The 22,265-nt window shown below is 72.2% G+C and carries 23 protein-coding genes; 3 read left to right on the top strand and 20 right to left on the bottom strand.

Annotated elements, in window-relative coordinates:
• Positions 1–282 precede the first annotated feature (282 nt).
• Complete coding sequence (gene phoH2 / locus IE109_RS12520) at positions 283–1,605, bottom strand: RNA 5'-3' helicase PhoH2 (RefSeq protein ID WP_189550877.1); 1,323 nt, start codon at positions 1,603–1,605, stop codon at positions 283–285.
• Between the two features lie 411 nt (positions 1,606–2,016).
• Positions 2,017–2,778, bottom strand: a complete 762-nt coding sequence (locus tag IE109_RS12515) for an isoprenyl transferase (RefSeq protein WP_189550876.1) — start codon at positions 2,776–2,778, stop codon at positions 2,017–2,019.
• Between the two features lie 176 nt (positions 2,779–2,954).
• Here IE109_RS12515 and mgrA point away from each other — a divergent pair, with 176 nt between their 5' ends.
• Complete coding sequence (gene mgrA, locus IE109_RS12510; RefSeq protein WP_189550875.1) at positions 2,955–3,992, top strand: L-glyceraldehyde 3-phosphate reductase; 1,038 nt, start codon at positions 2,955–2,957, stop codon at positions 3,990–3,992.
• A gap of 377 nt (positions 3,993–4,369) precedes the next feature.
• Here the strand turns inward: mgrA and IE109_RS12505 are convergent, their stop codons facing one another.
• Genes IE109_RS12505 through IE109_RS12495 form a run of 3 tightly spaced genes read right to left on the bottom strand, consistent with a single transcriptional unit; the run spans position 4,370 to position 7,261 of the window.
• Positions 4,370–5,896: a DUF2079 domain-containing protein gene (locus IE109_RS12505; RefSeq protein WP_189550874.1), complete on the bottom strand. Its 1,527-nt coding sequence runs from the start codon at positions 5,894–5,896 to the stop codon at positions 4,370–4,372.
• A gap of 31 nt (positions 5,897–5,927) precedes the next feature.
• Positions 5,928–6,326: a cupin domain-containing protein gene (locus IE109_RS12500; RefSeq protein WP_189550873.1), complete on the bottom strand. Its 399-nt coding sequence runs from the start codon at positions 6,324–6,326 to the stop codon at positions 5,928–5,930.
• Between the two features lie 56 nt (positions 6,327–6,382).
• Entirely contained in the window at positions 6,383–7,261 is an 879-nt protein-coding gene (locus IE109_RS12495) for a prepilin peptidase (protein WP_189550872.1), read from the bottom strand.
• An 89-nt stretch (positions 7,262–7,350) separates the two neighbouring features.
• Here IE109_RS12495 and IE109_RS12490 point away from each other — a divergent pair, with 89 nt between their 5' ends.
• Positions 7,351–7,725 (top strand): DUF192 domain-containing protein, encoded by a 375-nt coding sequence (locus IE109_RS12490; protein WP_189550871.1) that lies wholly within the window; start codon positions 7,351–7,353, stop codon positions 7,723–7,725.
• On the opposite strand, the gene IE109_RS12485 is transcribed toward IE109_RS12490, so the two are convergent.
• From IE109_RS12485 to IE109_RS12415, 15 genes are all read right to left on the bottom strand, one after another.
• Complete coding sequence (locus tag IE109_RS12485) at positions 7,697–8,812, bottom strand: glycosyltransferase family 39 protein (protein WP_189550870.1); 1,116 nt, start codon at positions 8,810–8,812, stop codon at positions 7,697–7,699. The two genes, IE109_RS12490 and IE109_RS12485, sit on opposite strands and share 29 nt — an antisense overlap.
• Before the next feature lie 185 nt (positions 8,813–8,997).
• Positions 8,998–9,648 carry an OmpA family protein gene (locus tag IE109_RS12480; RefSeq protein WP_189550869.1) on the bottom strand — a complete coding sequence of 217 codons (651 nt, stop codon included), beginning with the start codon at positions 9,646–9,648 and terminating at the stop codon, positions 8,998–9,000.
• A complete protein-coding gene (locus tag IE109_RS12475) occupies positions 9,648–10,259 on the bottom strand; it encodes a hypothetical protein (protein ID WP_189550868.1) in 612 nt (203 codons plus the stop codon). Before IE109_RS12475 ends, IE109_RS12480 begins: the two co-directional genes overlap by 1 nt.
• 29 nt (positions 10,260–10,288) lie before the next feature.
• Positions 10,289–10,867 carry a pilus assembly protein TadG-related protein gene (locus tag IE109_RS12470; RefSeq protein WP_189550963.1) on the bottom strand — a complete coding sequence of 193 codons (579 nt, stop codon included), beginning with the start codon at positions 10,865–10,867 and terminating at the stop codon, positions 10,289–10,291.
• A complete protein-coding gene (locus tag IE109_RS12465; RefSeq protein ID WP_189550867.1) occupies positions 10,864–11,100 on the bottom strand; it encodes a hypothetical protein in 237 nt (78 codons plus the stop codon). Before IE109_RS12465 ends, IE109_RS12470 begins: the two co-directional genes overlap by 4 nt.
• A gap of 101 nt (positions 11,101–11,201) precedes the next feature.
• Positions 11,202–11,915, bottom strand: a complete 714-nt coding sequence (locus IE109_RS12460) for a response regulator transcription factor (protein ID WP_189550866.1) — start codon at positions 11,913–11,915, stop codon at positions 11,202–11,204.
• Positions 11,894–13,159 carry a sensor histidine kinase gene (locus IE109_RS12455; protein WP_189550962.1) on the bottom strand — a complete coding sequence of 422 codons (1,266 nt, stop codon included), beginning with the start codon at positions 13,157–13,159 and terminating at the stop codon, positions 11,894–11,896. Before IE109_RS12455 ends, IE109_RS12460 begins: the two co-directional genes overlap by 22 nt.
• An 18-nt stretch (positions 13,160–13,177) precedes the next feature.
• Entirely contained in the window at positions 13,178–14,065 is an 888-nt protein-coding gene (locus IE109_RS12450; protein WP_189550865.1) for a DUF5936 domain-containing protein, read from the bottom strand.
• A gap of 90 nt (positions 14,066–14,155) precedes the next feature.
• Positions 14,156–15,094, bottom strand: a complete 939-nt coding sequence (locus IE109_RS12445; protein WP_189550864.1) for a type II secretion system F family protein — start codon at positions 15,092–15,094, stop codon at positions 14,156–14,158.
• Positions 15,095–15,185: 91 nt separating this feature from the next.
• Positions 15,186–16,529, bottom strand: a complete 1,344-nt coding sequence (locus IE109_RS12440; RefSeq protein WP_189550863.1) for a TadA family conjugal transfer-associated ATPase — start codon at positions 16,527–16,529, stop codon at positions 15,186–15,188.
• 16 nt (positions 16,530–16,545) lie between these two features.
• Positions 16,546–16,929, bottom strand: a complete 384-nt coding sequence (locus tag IE109_RS12435) for a TadE family protein (RefSeq protein WP_189550862.1) — start codon at positions 16,927–16,929, stop codon at positions 16,546–16,548.
• Complete coding sequence (locus IE109_RS12430) at positions 16,926–17,288, bottom strand: TadE family protein (RefSeq protein WP_189550861.1); 363 nt, start codon at positions 17,286–17,288, stop codon at positions 16,926–16,928. Before IE109_RS12430 ends, IE109_RS12435 begins: the two co-directional genes overlap by 4 nt.
• A gap of 29 nt (positions 17,289–17,317) precedes the next feature.
• The gene (locus IE109_RS12425; RefSeq protein WP_189550860.1) at positions 17,318–18,565 is read right to left on the bottom strand and encodes a CpaE/TadZ family protein; all 1,248 of its coding nucleotides are present in this window, start codon (positions 18,563–18,565) and stop codon (positions 17,318–17,320) included.
• 7 nt (positions 18,566–18,572) lie between these two features.
• Complete coding sequence (gene cpaB / locus IE109_RS12420; protein ID WP_189550859.1) at positions 18,573–19,295, bottom strand: Flp pilus assembly protein CpaB; 723 nt, start codon at positions 19,293–19,295, stop codon at positions 18,573–18,575.
• Between the two features lie 70 nt (positions 19,296–19,365).
• Positions 19,366–20,208: a hypothetical protein gene (locus IE109_RS12415; protein ID WP_189550858.1), complete on the bottom strand. Its 843-nt coding sequence runs from the start codon at positions 20,206–20,208 to the stop codon at positions 19,366–19,368.
• Between the two features lie 382 nt (positions 20,209–20,590).
• Between IE109_RS12415 and IE109_RS12410 the strand changes: the two genes are divergently transcribed.
• Positions 20,591–22,237 carry a chitinase gene (locus tag IE109_RS12410; RefSeq protein ID WP_189550857.1) on the top strand — a complete coding sequence of 549 codons (1,647 nt, stop codon included), beginning with the start codon at positions 20,591–20,593 and terminating at the stop codon, positions 22,235–22,237.
• Positions 22,238–22,265 lie beyond the last annotated feature (28 nt).

Below are 22,265 nucleotides of genomic sequence, written 5' to 3'. Positions count from 1 at the left end.
GGTGGGCAACTCCCTTGCGGGAGAGCCGCGTGGTGCTGCGGGCGGCATACGGCGGACGACTGTGGAGTTGTGTCACATCGTGACAGGGGTGCCGTATGCGGGGCCTGACGGAAGCAAGACTCTGCCGGAAGGCGACACCGCAAGGCAATTATTCGCTGCGTGTGAAAGCTCACACCCCAGGAGTCACAGGAGTTTTGGGGATTCCCTGGCACGGCGCGGCGCCGCCCGGCTAAGCTCTCGCGCTTCGCCGGGCGGCGCCGTCTCCATTCCGGATTCGTGGGGTTAAATCTGGCCGTCCTCCAGCATTTCGGTCACGAGCGCGGCGATCTGCGAGCGCTCCGAGCGGGTCAGGGTGACGTGCGCGAAGAGCGGATGGCCCTTCAGTTTCTCGACCACGGCCACGACTCCGTCGTACCGGCCGACCCGGAGGTTGTCGCGCTGCGCCACATCGTGGGTCAGGACGACCCGGGAATTCGCCCCGATCCTGGACAAGACGGTCAGCAGGACGTTGCGTTCGAGTGACTGCGCCTCGTCGACGATCACGAAGGCGTCGTGCAGCGAGCGGCCCCGGATGTGCGTGAGCGGGAGGACCTCCAGCATGCCCCGGCTCAGCACCTCCTCGATGACCTCGCGCCCCGCCACCGCCGAGAGCGTGTCGAAGACCGCCTGCGCCCAGGGGCTCATCTTCTCGGCCTCGGTGCCCGGCAGGTAGCCGAGTTCCTGGCCGCCGACCGCGTACAGCGGACGGAAGACCATCACCTTCTGGTGCTGCCGGCGCTCCAGGACCGCCTCCAGGCCGGCGCACAGGGCGAGCGCCGACTTGCCGGTGCCCGCCCGTCCGCCCATGGACACGATCCCGATGTCCGGGTCCAGGAGCAGGTCGAGCGCGATGCGCTGCTCCGCGCTGCGGCCCCGGATGCCGAACGCCTCGCGGTCGCCCCGCACCAGGCGCACGTTCCCCTCGGCGGTGACCCGGCCGAGCGCCTTGCCGCGCTCGGACTGGAGGACGAGCCCGGTGTGCACGGGCAGGCCGGCGGCCTCGGGGACGTGGAGTCTCTCCTCCGTGTACAGCAGGTCGACCTGCTCGGCGGAGAGCGGCAGCTCGCACATCCCGGTCCAGCCCGAGTCCGTGATGGCCAGTTCGGCCCGGTACTCCTCGGCGAGGAGACCGACGGACGACGCCTTGATGCGCAGCGGCAGGTCCTTGGAGACGACGGTGACGTCGTACCCCTCGGCCTGCAGGTTGCGCGCCACGGCCAGGATCCTGGAGTCGTTGTCACCGAGGCGGTAGCCGGCCGGGAGGACGGCGGGATCCGAGTGGTTGAGCTCCACGCGCAGGGTCCCGCCGAGCTCCCCGACGGGGAGCGGGGCGTCGAGGCGGCCGAACCGGATCCGGAAGTCGTCCAGCAGGCGCAGTGCCTGCCGGGCGAAGTATCCGAGCTCCGGGTGGTGCCTCTTGGCCTCCAGCTCCGTGACCACGACGATCGGGAGCACTACCTCGTGCTCCTCGAAACGGGCCATGGCTCCGGGATCGGCCAGCAGGACGCTGGTGTCGAGAACGTAGGTGCGCCTGTCGTTGAGGCGGCGCTTTGTGCTGTTCACCACGGAAGGACCTACCCCCTCAGGTGAGGTCGGGTGCGACTTCGACGGCGTCGCGGGGGGATGGAGCCGGGCTCTGGCCGCGATGCGCGGGCCGAGCTCCGGCCCTCCGCGTCGTCCGCGCGTGTCCCGCACGGTCGTCCTGGTGCAAAGGGCCTCCCGGGCGAGCGGGCTGGCGTGCCGCTCACACTGGAGGGGGTATTCCCTCGAACGCCCGGCGCCATGCCATGGCATATGACGACGCGTCGGTGAACGAGGGGTGACGGCCGCGCGTCACGGGACCGGGCGCCCCTTCCCGGGCGCTTCCGCGGCGCTTCCCCGACGCGTTCCGGGCCCTGACCCGGCGCTCCCAGGCCGTTGTCCGGGGTGCTCTCCGGGCGGCTCCTGAGCCGCCCGGCGGCTGCCGGGAACGTTCCGTCAGGTGCCGTAGCGGCGGTGGCGGGCCGCGTAGTCGCGCAGGGCGCGCAGGAAGTCGACCTTGCGGAAGGCCGGCCAGTGGACCTCGCAGAAGTAGTACTCCGAATGGGCGCTCTGCCAGAGCATGAAGCCCGACAGGCGCTGCTCGCCGCTCGTGCGGATCACCAGGTCCGGGTCGGGCTGGCCCCGCGTGTACAGGTGCTCCGAGATGTGCTCGACGTCCACGATCTGGGCGAGCTCCTCGAAGCTCATGCCCTTCTCGGCGTGCTCCAGCAGCAGCGAGCGGACCGCGTCCGCGATCTCCTGCCGGCCGCCGTAGCCCACGGCCACGTTCACGAGTATGCCGGTGCGGTCGCGGGTGGCCTCCTCGGCCTCCTTGAGCACCGCCTGCGTACGGGAGGGCAGCAGGTCCAGCGTGCCGACGTGGTGCACGCGCCAGCGGCCGTCGGCGGCGAGGTCGCGGACCGCGTTCTCGATGATGCCGAGGAGCGGCACCAGCTGCTCCTCGGGCCGGTTGAGGTTGTCGGTGGAGAGCATCCAGAGGGTGACGACCTCGACGTCCGTCTCGTCGCACCAGCCCAGCAGTTCCTGGATCTTGCTCGCGCCGGCCTTGTGACCCTGCTCCGGGGTGCCGCCGGACGCCTTGGCCCAGCGGCGGTTGCCGTCGAGGATGACGCCGATGTGCTTGGGCACCTGTGCGTGGTCGAGGCGGCCTTCCACCCGGCGTGCGTAGAGCCTGTACACCAGGTCGCGCAAGTTCACCGATCTCACCTCTCGATTGCTTAAGGGCCCGCCACGGCGTCGGCCCAGGGAGACAGGGGGAAGCGGCACCGCTCGAATCCGGCGCGCCGCGGCTGTCCCCGAAGCCGCCACATTACTGCGCGGGGGTCACGGCGGCCCAACCCGGTCTGTCACAAGTCCGTGATAAGGAGGGAGGCGTGACTGATTCCCCCGCATACCGCCCCGCCGACGACCGCTACGACGCCATGGAGTACCGCCGTACCGGCCGCAGCGGGCTCAAGCTGCCCGCCATCTCGCTGGGCCTGTGGCACAACTTCGGCGACGACCGCACGCTCGCCTCGCAGCGCGCGATCCTCCGCCGGGCCTTCGACCTGGGTGTGACGCACTTCGACCTGGCGAACAACTACGGGCCGCCGCCCGGGTCCGCCGAGTCGAACTTCGGCAAGATCTTCGCCGAGGACTTCGCCCCGTACCGGGACGAGCTGGTCCTCTCCACCAAGGCGGGCTACCTCATGCACCCCGGGCCGTACGGCGAGTGGGGCTCCCGCAAGTACCTGCTGTCCTCCCTCGACGCCTCGCTGAAGCGGATGGGCGTCGACTACGTCGACATCTTCTACTCGCACCGCTTCGACAAGGACACCCCGCTCGAGGAGACGATGGGTGCCCTGGCCTCCGCCGTCCAGCAGGGCAAGGCCCTGTACGTGGGCGTGTCCTCGTACAGCAGCGCGCAGACCGCCGAGGCGGCGCGGCTGCTGCGGGAGATGGGCGTCCCGGCCCTGATCCACCAGCCGTCGTACTCGATGATCAACCGCTGGACCGAGGAGGACGGGCTCCTGGACACCCTGGAGGAGGCCGGCATGGGCTGCATCTCCTTCGCGCCGCTCGCCCAGGGCCTGCTCACCGGCAAGTACCTCCAGGGCATCCCGGAGGGGTCGCGGGCCACGCAGGGCAAGTCCCTCGACCCGAACCTCCTGTCCGACGAGGTGGTGCGCCGGCTGCGGGGCCTCGACGCGATCGCCGCGCGGCGCGGCCAGTCGCTGGCGCAGCTCGCGCTGAACTGGGTGCTGCGCGACGAGCGGATGACGTCGGCGCTGATCGGCGCGTCGAGCGTGACGCAGCTGGAGGAGAACATCGCCGCCCTGTCCGGCGCCCCGCTGACGGACGAGGAGCTGAAGGAGATCGACTCGTACGCGGTGGACACCGCCGGCACCAACATCTGGGCCGCCCGGAGCTGACGCCCCGGTGCGGGCGGGGGCCCGGCCGCCCGGGGGAGGCGGGCGCGAAACGGCCGTCCGGAGGACGCCCGCACGAAAAACGGGCCGGTCCGTGGGGGGGATACGGACCGGCCCGAGGGGGGGTTTCCACCATAACCCTTCGTAAGTGATGCTGCGCGCCACGACAGGCCGCCGCCACGCCACGAAATCGCGGGAGCCCGCCGGATGCGCGGGATCCGGCCGGTTGCCGCCCCTTTCCCGTGCCCCGCTGTCCTCCACAAGGGGGACCCCGCCGTACGGGCGCCACGTTGACGCCGTCCGGGGGGCGGCCGGGGGTGGGCGGCTGACGGCGGGGGGACGGCCGGGGGTGGGTGGCGGGGCGGCCCGCCGGACGCGGGTCAGCGGCGCAGCAGGGTGATCCCGTCACGCTCGGCGACCTTCCGGTAGCCGTGGCGCGCCTGCGCGGCGGCCAGCTCGGCCTCCTGCCGCCCGGCTGGGTAGGGCCAGTGGCCCATCCGGTACGGCCATGCCTCCGGGGGCCGCCGGTCGTGGACGATCCACTCGGCCGTGGGCGGCGGCAGGCGCTTCCTGTCGTACTCGTACAGCTTCCCCTCCACCGGGAAGGTCGGGAAGACGACGACCGTGCATCGCGAAGTGAGCTGGGGGACGAGCCGGTTGGAGGCCGCCACGGTCGCGCCGTCCGGGATGCGCGCGAGCAGCGCGCGGGCGGCCTCGACGTGCCCGGTCGTGCGCCAGGTGGCGCGCTGGAACAGCTGGGCCAGCGGGAAGGACGGCAGCATCACCAGGGTCACGGCGAGCACGGTGGCGAGCGAGGCGCGCACATGGCGCGCGGCGAGCGGGTGGTCGGTCCGCCGCCAGACGGTCAGCGCGTCGATGAGCCCGGCGAGGACGACGGGCATCAGCACGGCGCTGTAGTGGAACGCGGTCCCCCAGTGGAAGCCGTTGTCCGACATCATCCGCCAGGCGAGGGTCGGCACGGCGATCAGCGACAGCGGCGAGCGCAGCGCGAGCAGCGCGGACGGGGCGAAGACCAGGACCAGGGTCATCGCCTTGACCTCGGGGCGCAGCGCGTCGAGCGGGGCGTGGGCGAGCGTGCTGAGCAGGGACCCGTACCCCTCGGCGAGGTTGCCGCCGTGCGCGTACCCGCCGGCCGGGTGGAAGGCGGGCATCAGGAGCTTGATCTCGACGGCCGAGCCGGCGAGTCCGGCGGCGGCGGTCGCGAGGCCGAGCCGGCGCGGGCCCTTGAGGGCGACGTACGCCCCGACGGCGGCGAGGGTGAGCCCCAGGTCCTCCTTGATCAGCAGGAGTGGCGCCGCCCAGGCGACGGCCGGGCGCCAGCGCCGGTGGGCCAGGGCCTCCAGGCAGCACGCGAGGAGCGGTACGGCGAGGGCGACCTCGTGGAAGTCGAAGGCGGCGGCCGAGGCGATTCCCCAGCTCAGCCCGTACGCGGCGGCGACGGCATGGGCCGCCCGGCGGCCGAGCGCGCGGGCGGCCCAGCGGGCGAGCGGGACGACGGCGACGGCGAGCAGCGCGGACTGGGCGACCAGCAGGCACAGCGGGGAGGGCCAGAGGCGGTAGAGCGGCGCGAGGGCGGCGAGCAGGGGGTGGAAGTGGTCGCCGAGGAGGTTGAAGCCGTCGCCGCGCAACGGGACGACGGGGGCGCGGAGTTCGGCGTAGGCGCGGACCGCCTGCTCGAAGATGCCGAGGTCGTAGCCGGTGGTGCGGAGCAGGAGGTGGCGGCGCACGGCGACGGTGGTGTAGAGCGCGAAGAGCCCCGCGGCCCAGCCCCAGGGGAGCGGGACCGCGGGGAGGCGGCGGGGCGCGGCGGCCCTGGGAACCCGGGCGAGGGTGAGCTGGGAGACCTGTTGCCCGGGTAGGGACCTATTGTCAGGGGATGTCCGCATGTGCCCGCATGCTAGGACGCGGACGGGTGTCTCAGCGCAGGTCGTGGCCCGTGGTGCTGTCGACGTGGTCCGGAATCTCCCCCTCATGGCGGTCACCGGTCGACAGGGTGCCGGTCGGCTCGAACATCAGAATCGACGCCCCGTCCGGCGCGGACGGCTTGTGCTCGGTGCCCTTCGGTACGACGAACGTGTCGCCGCGCCCCAGCTCGACCGTCCGCTCGGAGCCGTCGGCCGCGCGCAGCGCGATGCGGAACCGCCCGTCCAGCACCAGGAAGAACTCGTCCGTGTCGTCGTGCACGTGCCACACGTGGTCGCCGGCGGCGTGCGCGATCCGTACGTCGTAGTCGTTCATACGGGCCACGACGCGGGGGCTGTAGACGTCGTCGAAGGTGGCGAGGGCCTCGGTGAGGTTGACCGGTTGCGTGTCCATGGGGTCGATACTGCCCGGGTGCGGTGCCGGGCGTCCTGTACGTTTCCCACCCCGGTTCAGGGGACGGGAACCGCCGCGGGGGCGCCCAGCAGCAGGCCCAGCAGCGTCCCGCCGATCATGAACGGCCCGAACGGGATCACGCTCTTGCGGGTCGCCCGCCGCAGTACGACCAGCCCGAACCCGTACACCGCGCCGAGCAGGAATCCGGCGAAGGCGCCCACGAACAGCACGCCCCAGCCGTACCAGCCGAGGGCGACGCCCAGCGCGAGGGCGAGCTTCACGTCGCCGAAGCCCATGCCGCTCGGGTGGACCAGGAACAGCACGAAGTAGCCGGCGCCCAGGGCGAGGCCGCCGAGCAGCGCGGACGGCCACGCGCCCGTGTTCCCCGGCAGCAGCGCGGCGCCCCCCAGCAGGACGGCCGTCCCGGCGGCGAGCGGCAGCGTCAGCCGGTCCGGCAGCCGGTGCACGGCCAGGTCGACCAGGGCCAGCACCACCGCGACCGGCGCGGCGAGCAGCCACACCACCAGCTCGGGCCGGGGGCCGGTCGCGGCGGCGAGCGCCCCGCAGACGAGGGCGGTGACGACCGGGGCGGTGAGGGGAGTGGGGGTGGCGGGGTGCGGAGTGGCGGGGTGCGGAGTGGCGGTGGGGCTGGTCGCGGTGGGCGTGCATCCGGTGGGGGTGGGGGCGGCGGGGGCGGGCTCCGCGCCGGTGGCCGCGGGCCGGGTGGGCCCCGCCGGGACGGCGGGCACCCCGCACGCCGTGCAGCGCGGCGCCCCGAGCCAGCCGCGGACGGGTCCCGTGAACGGGTGGCCGGCCGGACAGGCGTCCCGCCACGGCTCGTCCGGCGCGACGGACAGGCGGTACGCGGCGCGCGGCACCAGCAGGCCGGTGGCGGCGCCCCACAGGGCGGCGGCGGCGATCAGCGTGGCGTACACGCACCCGACCCTAGGACGGGCCGGGCGGCCGGTCATGGGCCCACGGGCCCAGTGCCTCCGGCCCCGGGCCCACGCTACGGTCGTCCCTCATGGGGAACGCGCGCAGATGGCGGAACGGCACCGGCCTGCTGGTCCTTCCGGGCGCGTCCGTGCCCGTCGAGATCGCCGCCTCCTACGGCACCCGCAGGCGCGGGCTGCTCGGCAGGGACGGCATCGCGGGCGCGCTGCTGCTCAGCCCCTGCAACAGCGTCCACACCTTCCGCATGCGGTTCGCCATCGACGTGGCGTACCTGGACCGGGAGTTGCGGGTCCTCGACCTGGTCACCATGGCGCCCGGCCGGCTGGGGCTGCCCCGTCCGCGCGCCCGGCACGTCCTGGAGGCGGAGGCGGGCGCGATGGCACGGTGGGGCGTCCGGCCCGGCACCCGCCTGGCGATCACGGTGGACCCGCCCCCAGCAGGGTGAACGCGCCGTAGGCCCCCGACGCCAGGGCCGACACCGCGAGCACCGCGACCAGCGTCCGGTTCCGCAGCCGCGCCAGGACGACCGCCGCCGGGAGCAGCAGCGGGAAGGCGGGCATCATCAGACGCGGCCGGGAGCCGAAGTAGGCGGCGCCGACCAGCGAGACGACGACGATCGCGACGGTGTACACCAGCACCGGCAGCGGCTGCCGCTGCCTGACGCACAGCCACACCATCCAGCCCACCAGCGCGAGCGCCGCGCACAGCCCCACCCCGGCGAGCGGCACCGGGCCCGTCAGCAGCGCCCACACGAACCGGGCCAGCGCCACGCCCCCGTCGACGCTGTTGCCCCAGGCGGCCTGCACCTCGAAGTAGGCGGTCGGGCTCCCCTGCCGTACGGCGACGAAGACCACATACCCGAGCCAGCCCAGCGGAGCCAGCAGCACACCCACGGCCATCGGGACCGGCACCCGCCGCTCCCGGACGGCGGTCACCAGTGCCGTGACGCCGAGCGCCGCCACCAGCGCGGCGGCCGACGGCCGGGTCAGCCCCGCGCCCACGCACAGCGCGCCCGCCAGGACCCACCGGTCGCGCAGCACCGCGTACAGCGACCAGGCGGCGAACGCGGTGAAGAGCGTCTCCGTGTACGCCATCGACTGCACGAACGCCGTCGGGTACACCCCCCACAGCACGGCCAGCACCACCCCGGCCCGCCGCCCGGCGATCCGCTCCCCCACCGCGTAGGCACCCCACGCGGCGGCGAGCGAGGCCACCCACGAGACGACCAGCCCGGCGGTCGCCGCGTCGATGCGCAGCACCTCCGACAGGCCCCTCTCCAGGGCGGGCAGCAGCGGGAAGAACGCCAGGTCGGAGTGGACGCCACCGTCGGGGAGCGCCACCTCGTGGCCGTACCCGTGCTCGGCGATCCGCACGTACCAGACGGCGTCCCAGCGGCCCTTCAGCCGGTGCAGGGCGTCGTCCCCGGCCACGGCGGCCACGACCCCGAGGACCGCCAGCCCGACCGCCCGCACGGCCACGTAGCCCCACAGGGCGGGCGCGGCGGAGGGTGGTCGGTCTGTTCGCTCGGGCATGCGCCCGATTATCGCGGCCCGCGTCGGGCCCCTTCGACCGGTACGCCGCCGACGTCAGCGGCCCCCGCGGGGGCGGGCAGGCGGGTGCGTGCCGGCGGGTGCGGGCCGGCGGGTGCGGGCCGGCGGGTGCGGGCCGGCGGACCACCCGCGGGTGAGCGGGTGGTCCGCCGTGCGGAGGTGGGACGTCAGCCGCGCGGGAAGGACACCTCGACGCGACGGTTCTTCTTGCGGCCTTCTTCGGTGCTGTTGTCGGCGATCGGGTACTGCTCGCCGTACCCGCGGATCTCGTAGGTGATCCCGCCGGAGGTCAGCAGCGGCGACAGCACCCGGTGCACGGCGTCCGCGCGCTGCCTGGACAGCACGTCGCCGTGGGCGGACGAGCCGAGATTGTCGGTGAAGCCGAAGATGCGGACCTTGGTGGCGCTCTGCTTCTTGATCTCCTCGGCGATGGCGGCGATACGGGAGTTGGCCTCGGGGGTCAGCCTGGCGCTGTCCTTGCCGAAGAGCACCTCGGCCTGGAGCGCGAACTTCAGGTTGGTGCTGGTCTCCTCGCGCCGCTCCTCGCCGCCCTCGGACTCGACGATCGAGATCAGGGGCAGCACCTTCGCGGCAGCGAGCGTCGCGCCGTCACGCATCTTGAGGTTGGGCGAGTTCCCGTCCACCTCCGGCGGCGGCAGCGTCGACTCGGTGCCCGGCGGGGTACCCGGAATGTCATCGGCGTGCGCCCCGGCGGCCCCGGTGAGCTGAGCACCGGCGAACAGCACCACGGCCACGAACACGGACGCCGCGGGACGGCGCGCGAAGACTCTGCGGGGGGAAGGGGTGGCGGCGCGCATCAGGAGATCTCGATCGTCGCGACCGGCATTTGCGGAATCTGGATGTCCACCTGGGTGACGTTCGCCGGCGGTGCGGGGAACTGTGCGAACACCGAGACGGTCCCACCGGCCTTCACCGTGGTGATGCCCGTGGTGGTCAGGGGATAGCCCTCCGTGTCACGCAGCACGTAGTAGCGCTTCTTCTCCGTCTTGTCCAAGAGGGTGATGCCTGCGAGGGACGGGCCCGTCTGCTTCACGCTGACCTCCTGCCCGCTCCACTGCGGCGGAGCGATCAGCATTTTGGAGGACGTGTTCTTCAGACTTCCCGTGACGGTCAGGAAGCCACCCTGGTCCCTGACGGCGCTATGGATGACGAACTGGAACCCACTGCTGCCGTTGATGGTCGCCAACGTGGCGCTGGTGTCCGGGACAGTGGGTCCGCCGCCGTCTGCCGTGGGCGTGCTCTGGTCGGGCGGTGCCGAGGAGGCGCTGCCCGCGTTCTCCGACGCCTTCCCCCTGTCGTCGCCACCCTGTTCGCCGCCACCGCCACAGGCCGAAAGGAGCAGAGCCAGTGCCACAGCCGTCCCGCCGGCCGCCGCTCTGCGTGCTGCCGTCCCGTACCGATTACTCATGAGTGCCATTCCTTTGCGTTCCTTCGCGGTCAGTCCTCGGCGAGCCGGACGTCGAAGAGGTCGGACATGTCCGGGAGAAGCGCTGGGTCCAGGTCCGTCACGTCACCCTCGCAGTCCAACGACCCCGGGGAAGGGGAATCGGTGTCCTCGGCGGGGTCGAAACTGCATCGGGGAACGACGACGGCTGTCGCTGTCGCCTCGGCAGTCAGGCTGTCGGTACCGGGGAGAATGGTGTCTCCCACCGGCTTCTGCGACGTCACGCTCACCGTGGAGCCCCAGCGGCCGTCGGTCAACGGGGCGCAGCCCACTACATCGGCCTCGTTCTGTCCGGCGTAGTAGTTGCCGGCGCCGCAACCGTCGAGCGTGGGCACGAGATCACCGTTCAACAGGTCGCCGAGATCATCGACGGTGAGGTCGAAGGTGTCCCTCTGCTCCCGAGCCGATGCCAACGCGGCGGCGTCCGCCGCCGACTGGGCACCGTTGCGGGTGGCTCCGGCCTGTCCCACCGCGAAGAACGCGAGCGCGAGAAAGAGCAGGCTCGCCACTACGAAGACGTAGAAAGGCGAAGCCTGCCCTGACTCGCGCGTCGTACCGCTGTCCGGCGTCAGCCACCGCCGACGATCGCGGTGACGCGTGCGAGCAGTCCGGCTGCGATCGTGTCCCCCACGCCCGACCCCACCACCGCCGCGATGATCACACCAACCAGGATGATGATGCCGACGTACTCGACGGCTCCCTGGCCGCGGTCGCCCCGGCGCTTGAGGGCCGCGGTGGTCGTCCTGGCCCACGTACCCACGTACACCCTGGCCTGGGTCGCGGCCTTCAGCGTGATGTTCGACATGGTGGTCTCCTCCGGGCTCGATGGGAGGAACGTACGGCCGGGGGCGGGGTTCGGGCATGGGCCCGGGGGCCCAGGCGGGGGCCCAATCGGGGAGGTGGTGGTCAGCCATGGGTGGGGCCTCCTCCGTGCCAGATGGCGATGGCCTGGCCTCGGCTTTCGGCGTTGAGCTTGGCGAAGATGCGGTTGATGTGGTTCTTGACCGTCTTCTGGCTGATGAAGCACGTGGCGGCGATCTGCTGATTGGTCATGCCCGACGCGATCAGGTCCATCACCTCCACCTCTCGTTGGCTCAGTAACGAATGTGCCATATTCGCTTGCGGGTGCGAAGGCTTTTCGGCAACTTCGCCCGGCTGGCGGGGAGCTGGCGAGGCCCCGGCCGTTGCAGCAGCATAGTTGCTGCGGATCGCCGCCAGCAGGGCGTTCGAGGCCGTGTGGGTGAAGTGGGCGTGGCCCCGCTTGGCGTCGCGGACCGCGTCGACGAGTTGGTCGGCGGTGAACTCTCCGTGCACCAGGTAGCCGCACGCGCCCAGGCCCAGGGCCTCGTGGACGATGCGGGTCTCGCGGCTGTACGTGGTCATCAGGACCGGGGCGAGCCGGGCCAGGTGGGGCAGGGCGGTGATGCCGTCGACGCCGGGCATGCGGACGTCGAGGAGGATGACGTCCGGGTGGTGGCGCACGGCGGCCTCGTAGGCCTCCCGGCCGTCGGCCGCCTGCGCGGCGACGTCGATGTCCTCTCGGCCGGACAGCAGCGCGGTCAGGCCCGCCCGGACGACGGGGTTGTCGTCGGCGACGATCACTCGCAGGTGCTCGTGCATGGTGGTGCGCCCTCCGTTTCCAGTGCGCGGACCGGCAGTTCCAGCCGGACCTCCGTGCCCGTGGTGGCCCGGCCCCGGCCGATGCGGATGCGCGCCCCTATGGAGGCGGCGCGCTCGACCATGCCGACCAGGCCGAAGTGGCCTTCCCGTCTCAGGTCGTCGAGCGTCGTACCGGCGGGCAGGCCGCGCCCGTCGTCGTAGACGCTGAGGGTCAGTACGTCGCCGGTCACGCCGCACGAGACGTCGATGCACGTGGGCCCGCCGTGCCGGTGGGCGTTCTCCGTCGCCTCCGAGGCGATGGCGAGGAGCTGGCGGGCCACCACGTGCGGGACACGGGGCGGGGTGGCGCCCAGGGCGCGGTACTCGGCGCGGACGCCGTGGCGCCGGCCGAAGTCGGCGGTGCGGGCGGCCAGCTCGGCGGCGACGTCCACCCCGCCGTCCAGGCCCGACTCGCGCCGCAGGTCGGCCAGCAGCTCGCGGGACTCCGCGGCGGCGCGGCGGGCGGACCGGGCGACGAGTTCGGCCTGGCGGCGCACCGAGGCGGGGTCGTCACGCTCGGCGGTGGACGCCAGCCCGTCGGCGGCGAGGGCCAGGCCGTACAGGGTCTTGGCGACCGAGTCGTGCATCTCCCGGGCCAGGCGCGCCCGCTCGGCCTCCACCGCGCCGGTGACGGCCAGCCGGGCGCGCGCCTCGGTGAGGGCCTGGCTCGCGGCGCCGAAGTCGAGGATGAGGTTGCGCAGGGTCGAGCCGACCGCCCCGGCGATCACGCACAGGCCGGGGAAGAGGAGGGAGGACGGTTCCACCGCCACCTCCCGGCTGACGCCGTACGACAGCAGGAGCAGCAGCGACTGGAGCACGGCGAAGAACGCCGCGCCGCGCCAGCCGTACAGCAGGCCGGCGAGCAGCGGTGTGCAGATGGTGACGTACGCGAGGGTCGACTCCGGTGACGCGGTCGCCAGCAGCAGCGCGCCGAACAGCATGTCGCCCGTGAGCACGGCCGGGTGGCGCAGCAGGACGCGGCCGAAGCGCTCCCAGTCGCGCAGCACGACGTACGACACCATGAAGGTGATCACGACGGCGGCGCCGACCAGCCAGGTGCCGAGGCCCGGCGCGGCGCCGTCGAGGGCGAACGGGGACGCGAGGACGATCATCGCCAGCCGGAAGCCGAAGACCTGGCGGCACAGCGCCTGGAGGGCGTTGATCTGGAGGGGGAGGGAGGGCGGCTCCGGTTTCCTCAGGTGCATCGCGTCCACCACCGGTCCCTACCCGCCGATGATGTCCGTGAAGTCGACACCGGAGCCGTAGTAGAAGCTCAGGGCGATCAGGATCATGGTGGCGGGCAGCATCACCATCGTCACGACGAGCGTGGTCTTCGGCACGGCCCTGGCGGCGGTACGGCGGGCGTTCTGCGCGTCCGTGCGCCGCATGTCGTTGGCGATCTGGATCAGGGTGTCCACGATCGGCGCGCCGAGCTCCTCGCCCTGCTGGAGGGCGGTGACGAACATGGAGACCTGTTCGGAGGCGTTGCGCCTGCGCAGCTGGTCGAAGGCTTCGCGGCGGCTGACGCCCATGTCCATCTGGCGCAGGGTGATGCGCAGTTCGTCGGCCCAGGGCCCGGAGTACTTCTCGGCGACGCGCTCCAGGGCCTGGCGGAAGCCGAGGCCGGCGGAGACGACGACGGCGAGGACGTCGAGGAAGTCGGGCAGGGTGCGCTCGATGTCGTCCCTGCGGCGGCGGATGGCGAGCCGCAGCAGGACGTCGGTCCAGGTCAGCCCGTACAGCAGGATGACGACGGCGACGACGTTCTGGCCGCGCGCCACCATGGCGAGGGCGGCGAGGATGCCGAGGAAGCCGTAGACGGCGCGACGGGCGGCGTACCGGTCGACGGTCATGCCGCCGGGGTTGCCCGCCATGTCGAGGCGGCGGCGCAGCGCGTCGACCCGCTTGGGTCCCATCAGCCCGAGGACGGCGGGGGCCCAGCGCATGCCGAGCCGGTCGATGCCGGAGCCGACGGCGGTGGTGCGGGTGGCGCCGACCTCCAGGGCCAGGACGAGGTCGCCGGGGAGTTTGGCGTCGGCCCGGTACATGCGGACGCCGTGGAAGACGCCGTACACGGACAGGCCGATGACGGCCGCGTACAACAGGCCCACGTCTCCTCCTTTCGCGTGCGGTGCGTGCGGTGCTTTCGGTGCTGGTTCTTGTGGTGCTTTCGGTGCGTGCGGTGCGTGACGGGTGTGCCGTCAGACCCGGATGCGGGAGAGGCGGCGGATGAGGACGAAGCCGACCGCGTAGAGGCCGAAGGCGAGGACCGAGCCGATCTGCCCGGCCGCCGAGCCCGTCATCCTGTCCAGGGCGCCGGGGGCCATGCCGTTGATCATCAGCAGGAAGCCCAGCCCGAGCAGGGGCAGGGCGAAGGCGGTCACCTTGACCTGGGAGAGCAGGGTGATGACCTCGCGGCGGGTCTCCTTCCTTTCCTCCAGGGTGCTGGTGAGGTTGCGCAGCGAGGTGACGACCTGGCCGCCGGCCCGGTTGGACAGCACCAGGGTGGAGACCAGGACGACGAGTTCGCGGGACGGCAGGCGGTCGGCGAGGTCGCCGAGCGCGTCGTCGAGGCTGTGGCCGACGGCGAGCTGGTCGGCGACCTTGCGGAGCTCTTCGCCGGCCGGGTCGTCGAGCTCCTCGGCCGCCATGGCGATGGCGGTACGCAGGGCGAGGCCGGCCTGGGTGGCGTTGGCGAGGACGCGGGTGAGCTCGGGGAGCTGGCCGATGAACGCCTCGGTGCGCTTCTGGCGCTGCCAGTTGAGGAACGCGACGGCGCCCCACAGACCGGCCAGCGCGCCGAGGACGCCGAAGAACGGGGCGAAGACCGCGCCGATGGTGAGGTACACCCCGAGCAGGGCCGCCACCGCGTACACGGCGTACTCGCCGGGCGTGAGGTCCAGGCCGGTGGCGGCGATCCTGCGCTCGAGGCGGTGGCCGAGGCGCGTCGCGCGCAGGCGCCGGTCGACCCCGGCGAAGCGGCGGCGCCGGGCGTGGTGGGCGATGTGGCCCGTCTGGGACATGCGGGCCACGAGCGCCTGGCGCTGCGCCTTGCCGGACGCGTAGACGTGCACGCCGGCGACGCCCAGCACGCAGGCGAGGAGCGTGACGCCGAGCGTCAGGAGGGGGACGTTGTCCATGGTGGCGGGTCCAGTCGGGTCCGGTCGGGAACGGGGCGGGCGGGGTGGGCAGCGGGGCGGATCCGGGGCGGTCGGGGCGGGGCGGGGGCGGTCAGACGGTGGTCGCGCGGCGGAGCGCGAGGTGGTCGTCGGTGGGGGCCACGCCGAACGCCGCCGGGATGGCCTCGCCCTTCATGTAGAGGCGTTCGGCGACCCGGCGCGGCAGCGGGAAGTACTCGAAGTGGCCGTGGATCCGGCCGTCGGCGGTCATCGGCTGTGCGGCGAAGCGGCAGACGGTCACGATCCGGTACTCCTCCCGGCCGTGCGAGTCGACGATCGCGATCTCGGTGATCTTGCGGGCGCCGTCCGCGTGCCGGGTGAGCTGGACGATGACGTCGACCGCGCTGTTGATCTGGTCCTTGATGGCGGCGAACGGGACCTCCACCTCCGACATGGAGCCGAGGGTCTGGAGGCGCATCAGGGCGTCCTCCGCGCTGTTGGCGTGGACGGTGGCCAGGGAGCCGTCGTGGCCCGTGGACATCGCCTGGAGCATGTCGAGCGTCTCGCCGCCGCGGACCTCGCCGACGATGATCCGGTCGGGGCGCATGCGCAGGGAGTTGCGCACGAGGTCGCGGATGGTGACGCGGCCCTTGCCCTCGACGTTGGGCGGGCGCGCTTCGAGGGTGATGACGTGGGACTGCTGGAGCTGGAGTTCCGCGGAGTCCTCGATGGTGACGATGCGCTCGCCGTCCGGGATGAGGCCGGACAGCGCGTTGAGGAGGGTGGTCTTCCCGGTGCCGGTGGCGCCGGAGACGATCACGTTGAACTTGGCGCGGACCAGGCCGGCCAGCAGCATCACCATGTGCTCGTCGAGCGATCCGAGGGCCACCATCTCCTGGAGCGTGAAGGCGCGCGGGAAGCGGCGGATGGTGAGGATGGGGCCGGAGAGGGACAGCGGCGGGATGATGACGTTGACGCGCTCCCCTGAGGGGAGGCGGGCGTCGACCATCGGGTTGGACTCGTCGACGCGGCGGTTGACGGTGGCGACGATCCGCTCGATGGTCTGCATCAGCTGCTCGGTCGACGAGAACCGCATCGGGAGCTGTTCGAGGCGCCCGCGCCGCTCGACGAAGACCTGTTCGGGTCCGTTGACCATGATCTCGCTGATGGAGGCGTCCTCCAGGAGCGGTTCGAGGATGCCGAGCCCGAGGGCCTCGTCGACGACGCGGCGGATGAGCTGCGAGCGCTCGGTGGAGGACAGGACGGGGCCCTCGCGGCTGATGATGTGGCCCAGCACCCGTTCCAGGCGGGCGCGGCGGTCGGCGGCCGCGAGGGCGGACATCTCCGCGAGGTCGATCTCCTCCAGGAGCTTGACCCGGTAGACGCCGACGAGGTGGTTGTCCTCGCCCTTGCCGTCGACCGGCTCGGGACTGGTGATGCGCGCCCGCAAGCTCATGTCGTTCTCGTCTCCCTCAGTCGGTGGCGGGCGTGGTGACGGGCATGGTCGTGGACCTCTGCGCGCTCGGAAGGCTGAAGAGGGGGATGACGGAGGGGATGGGGACGGTCGCGGTGGCGGTGACCGCCTCGCCGCCGCCCGGTGAGACGTCGACGTCCGTGCCGAGCCAGGAGCTCGTGGCGGCCTGCCCCGCACCCGCCGCGTCCGCCGTCGGGTCCTGCGACGCCACGCGCGCCGCCGCCCTCGACGCCGTACCCGCCTGCTGCACCGCGTAGGCCACGAACCCGAGCTGGACGGCCGCCAGTGCGGCGATCAGCAGGACGGTCACCCAGCCGACGAACTCGACGGCCGCCTGGCCCTCCTCGGCCGGGCGGCGCACCTGCCGCGCGTACCCGGTCATTCGTCGCCCTCCCTCGCCACGGACGCCGTGCCCGTCACGGGCACCGGGATGTCGAAGCCGGGGAACAGCACGGGGACGTTCACCCGCACCGAGGCGGTGTACAGGTCACCGCCGCCCCCGCAGTCCGCCTCGACCGTCCAGGCGCCCGACACGCTTCCCTGGGCGGCCGCCGCGCACGCGCCGCCCCCGCCCACCGTTCCCGCACGGGCCGCCTCGTCCGCCGCGTTGCCCGCCAGCGACCAGGCGTAGCCGACGAGGGCGGCCTGCCAGAGCAGGACGATGGTGCCGAGCACGACCGGGACCATTCCGGTGAACTCGACCGCGACCTGTCCCCGGTCACTTCCGTAACGGCGTCTCATGACGCATTCCGCCCCCTCGGCCCCTCGGTTCACTTTCCGCGTGCCCGCCTCAGGCCCACCGAGCCCCGGTCGCCGCGGAACCTCCCCTGCCTGCTTTCCCCTTCCGGGGCCTTCACGATCCCCAGTTCGGCGGCGAGTGCCCACAGCGCCTGCTTGACGGAGGACTTGGCCTCCAAATCCTGCATGCGGCCGGCGTCGACGACCGACTGGAGTTCCTTGAAGTTGGCCGGTACGGAGGTCCTGGCGACGCGCGTGCCGGTGATCTTTTCGACGAGCGGCGGCTGGATCTCGGAGTTCCGGTTGTGCCGGTTGACCACCGTGACGGTCTCCTCGGCCTTGCGGATCTGGAGCCGGTCCCAGAGCCTGACCATCCGCTTGGCGGCGCGCACCGCCACCACGTCGGGCGTGACCAGCAGCAGCGTGGTGTCGGCCATCTCGATGGCGGCGGCGTTGGCGCTGTTCAGGTGCGTTCCGCAGTCGACGACCACGACCTCGTAGCGGTTGCGCAGCGCGCTGACGATCTGGCGCACCGACCGGTCGGTGACGTCCTCGCCCCGCTCCCCCTCCCCCGGTGCCAGCAGCAGCCCGATGCCGGACTGGTGGACGTACAGGGCGTCCTGGAGCACCCGGGGCGATATGTCCTGGATGGCGGCGAGGTCCACGACGGACCGCCGGAACTGCACGTCCAGGTAGGAGGCGACGTCCCCGGACTGGAGGTCCAGGTCCGCGAGCGCGACGCTCAGCCCGGAGGCCCGGGCGGCCAGGGCGAGCTGTACCGCGGTGACCGTGGTGCCGACCCCGCCCTTGGCGCCGGTGACGGCCACGACCCGGCCGCCCGGCCCGGTGAAGACGTCACCGCCCTGTCCGAGGTGGCGCCGTACCCCCGCGGACCAGGCGGCGGCGGACTGGACGCGCTGGGCGAGCTCCTCGTACGACAGGGGCGTGCCGACCAGGCCGCGGGCGCCGGAGTCCATCGCGGCCGAGTAGAGGCCGGGACCGGTGTCCGCGGCGACGAGGACGACCCCGACGGCGGGGAAGCGGAGGGCCACCTCCCGGATGAGTTCGAGGGCCGGGACGGGTCCGATGCGCTCGTGGACCAGCACCACCTCGGGCAGTTCGTCCAGGGATTCGGCGGCGAGGCGGGCGAGGGTGTCGATCAGGGAGGTGGAGTCGCCGACGGGGGCGGCCGGGTCGGCGTCCGGGAGCTGGTCGAGGAGGGTGGTGATGGAGCGGGCGGCGTCGGCGTCGCCGACGGCCGGGAGGATGCGTGTGGTCATCCGGCCCTCACTTGTTCCTGTCTTCGTCGAGCGTGTAGCTGCCCTCGCCGGGCCGGAGGACGGTGGGGCTGTTCCTGGGCAGCAGTGCCAGGCGCACGTGCTCGGCGAACGACTCGGCGTAGGCCACGCGCTGGGCGTCGGTGGTGCTGAGCGCGAAGGTGATCGGCACGGCCTCCCGCACGCCGATGCCCCGGTTGTCGTCGCGCTTGCCGTCGAGCGGGGTGAGCTTGCCGACGTCCAGCACGCGGGCGTTGGCGACGATGATGCGGGACTCGGCGACGGCGCCCTTCTCCCGGTTGTCGTCGTCGAAGGTGGCGAAGATGTTCACCAGCGAACCGGCCGTGATCTTCCCGGCGACACCGGTGGCGGCGTCGATCATGATGGCGATCTCCTGCTGGCCGCTCTCCAGCGCCGGCCGCCTGGCGATCATGTCCTCCTGGAGCAGGGAGCCCTTCTTCAGGTCGGTGACGGCGATCTTGCCCGTGACGACGGAGAGGTCGGTGACGGCGTTCCCGGAGAGCCAGCGCTCGGGCATCGTTATCCTGCGGAACTGGCCGGGCTGGAGCGCCGTGTAGGCCGCCACGTCGGCCTTGAGTTCATACGCGTCGACTTCCGGGCCGACCTTGGAATTCACGTCGCTGATCACCGTGACCACGCCGGCGAACGCGCCGAGGGCGCACAGGAGGGAGAGGAGGAGGAGAATGACACCGCGACGCTGACGTGAATTCATGGGCGGGACGACCTCGTGGGGAGACGTAGGCGAAGACGTGGGCGTGACGGGCGGGGTCGTGGCGGGGGTCTCATGCCGTGCCCCGGCTGACCTCGGGCGGCAGGAGCGGGGCGGAACAGAATCCGCAGCGGTCTCCTATGAGGTCCATTCCGCACCAGGAGCAGATCTCCCGCCGTACGGACGCCACGAGCTGGTAGAGCACCGAGATGTCGGGGAGGAAGGCGGCGAATTCGACGAGTTTCCCGGTCCCCCACCATTTCGGTGATTCCGCCGGCAGCGCGTTCTCCGCGATTCCCTGCACCCGCCAGGCGGGGGCGAGGGATTCGGTCACCCACTCGGACGCCGACTGTCCCCGGGCCAGCACCAGGTGCGTGGCGAACTCGGGTCCGGTGAGCTGTTCGCCGGTGCCCACCTTGATCAGCCGTGGTGCCGGGTTGGCCAGGACGGCGAACTGGGATCCCGGGACCCACGACTTGGCGTGCGACCGCAGGCCCACGGGTACGCGGTCGAGCCTGGCGACCGTGTTCAGCAGCGCTCCGGCGTAGACGTAGTGGGACAGCAGCCGGGCGGCCGAGGCGAGGACGCCGGCTTGGAAGTCGCAGACGGACAGCTGCCGCAGCTGGCGGACGAGGACGGCGACGCCGAGCGGGGGGAGGTCCATTCTCAGCAGCGCGATGCGGTCGCTCTCCAGGACGGACCGGACGGTGTGGAGGCGGCGCTCGTGCCGGGCGGGGAGGGAGGCGGGGTAGAGGGCGACGACGTGGCCGTGCTGTTCGACGAGGATCTGGGTGGCGGCGACCGCGGCGTCCAGCGACTGCGTGTCCGGCGAGGGCAGCAGCGCCGCCGTGGGGGTCTGGTGGTCGGTCGGCGGCAGCACCAGATCGGCACTGGTGACGGCAATTGCGGTCGGCACGCTGTTCCCCGTTCAGCTCCGGCCGCCGGTTGTCCGGCGAACCGCAGACACCTGCTCTGCCTGCTCCTCCACGCTCACTCCTGCCCACCCGCACTTTAGCCACGACTCCGGGGGCAGAGAACAGCTTTCGGATCGCTCGGTCGCACCGCGTGGGCGGGCTGCGGGTGACCAATCAGGACGAAGGAGTCAGTGGTTAACTCCTGTTTCTTGCACAGGTCTTGACAAGACGATTGGTCTGGACCAGTTTTACGGACACGGCGGTGGCCACCGTTCTCCCGCACCTCCCCGACTCCCCCACCGGAGGCAGCACGTGGACTCCTCACACCGCAGATCCGCGCGGACACGTCACGGCAGATGGCTCGGAGGAGGGCTGGCGCTGGCCATGGGCGCCGGGCTCGCCCTCACCGGAGCGACGGCCGGTACCGCGTACGCCGCCGACGTCAACGTCGCCAAGAACGCCGGCTTCGAGTCCGGCCTGGCCAACTGGACCTGTTCGGCGGGCAGCGGGGCCACCGTCTCCTCGCCCGTGCACGGCGGGACCGCCGCGCTGAAGGCCACGCCCGGCGGGCAGGACAACGCCCGGTGCGCGCAGAGCGTGGCGGTCAGGCCCAACTCCACGTACACCCTCAGCGCGTGGGTGCAGGGCGGGTACGCCTACCTCGGCGCGAGCGGCACCGGGACGACGGACGTCTCCACCTGGACGCCGGACTCGGCCGGCTGGAAGCAGCTGACCACCCGCTTCACGACCGGCGCGTCCACCACCAGCGTGACCGTCTACACCCACGGCTGGTACGGGCAGGCCGCCTACCACGCGGACGACGTCTCGGTCTTCGGGCCCGACGGGGGCGGCGGCGGCGACCCCGACCCGGCGGTGCCCGCCACACCGGCCGGGCTCACCGCCGGCACCGTGACCACGTCGTCCGTCGCCCTGAGCTGGAGCCCCGTCCCCGGCGCGACCGGGTACCAGGTCTACCGGGACGGCGCCAGGGTCCAGTCGGTGACGGGGACGTCGGCGACCGTGACCGGGCTGGCGGCGAACACCTCGTACAGCTTCCAGGTCAGCGCCACCAACACGGCCGGCGAGTCGGCGAAGTCCACGGCGGTCACCGCGAGGACATCCGGCACCGGACCGAACCCCAACCCCGCGGTGCCGCGCCACGCGCTCACCGGCTACTGGCAGAACTTCAACAACGGCGCCACCGTGCAGAAGCTGCGGGACGTGCAGGCGCAGTACGACATCATCGCCGTGTCGTTCGCCGACTCGACCGCGACGCCCGGCCAGATCGTCTTCAACCTCGACCCGGCCGTCGGCTACGCCTCCGTCGCCGACTTCAAGGCCGACGTTGCGGCCAAGAAGGCGGCCGGCAAGTCGGTGATCATCTCGGTGGGCGGCGAGAAGGGCAACGTCACCATCAACAGCGACGCGTCGGCGACGGCCTTCGCGAACAGCGCGTACGCGCTGATGCAGGAGTACGGCTTCAACGGGGTCGACATCGACCTGGAGCACGGCATCAACTCCACCTACCTGACGAAGGCGCTGCGCCAGCTGTCGGCGAAGGCGGGGCCGGGGATGGTTCTCACGATGGCGCCGCAGACCATCGACATGCAGAGCACCGGGACGGAGTACTTCAAGACCGCCCTGGCCGTGAAGGACATCCTCACGGTGGTCAACATGCAGTACTACAACAGCGGTTCGATGCTGGGCTGCGACGGCAAGGTCTACTCGCAGGGCTCCGTGGACTTCCTCACGGCGCTCGCCTGCATCCAGCTGGAGGGCGGGCTGGACGCCTCCCAGGTCGGCCTGGGCGTGCCCGCATCGACGCGGGGCGCGGGCAGCGGCTACGTCGACCCGCAGATCGTGAAGAACGCGCTGGACTGCCTGACGCGCGCCACCGGCTGCGGCTCGTTCAAGCCGTCGAAGACCTACCCGGCGCTGCGCGGGGCGATGACCTGGTCCACGAACTGGGACGCCACGGCCGGCAACGCCTGGTCCAACGCGGTCGGACCGCACGTCCACAACCTGCCGTAGGCGTCAGGCCCGGTTCGCCAGGTAGGGG

This window comes from Streptomyces lavendofoliae (assembly GCF_014649735.1).
GTDB lineage: Bacteria > Actinomycetota > Actinomycetes > Streptomycetales > Streptomycetaceae > Streptomyces > Streptomyces lavendofoliae.
The sequence above is the reverse complement of the archived record's forward strand: the minus strand, read 5'-3'. Positions and strand labels throughout refer to the sequence as shown.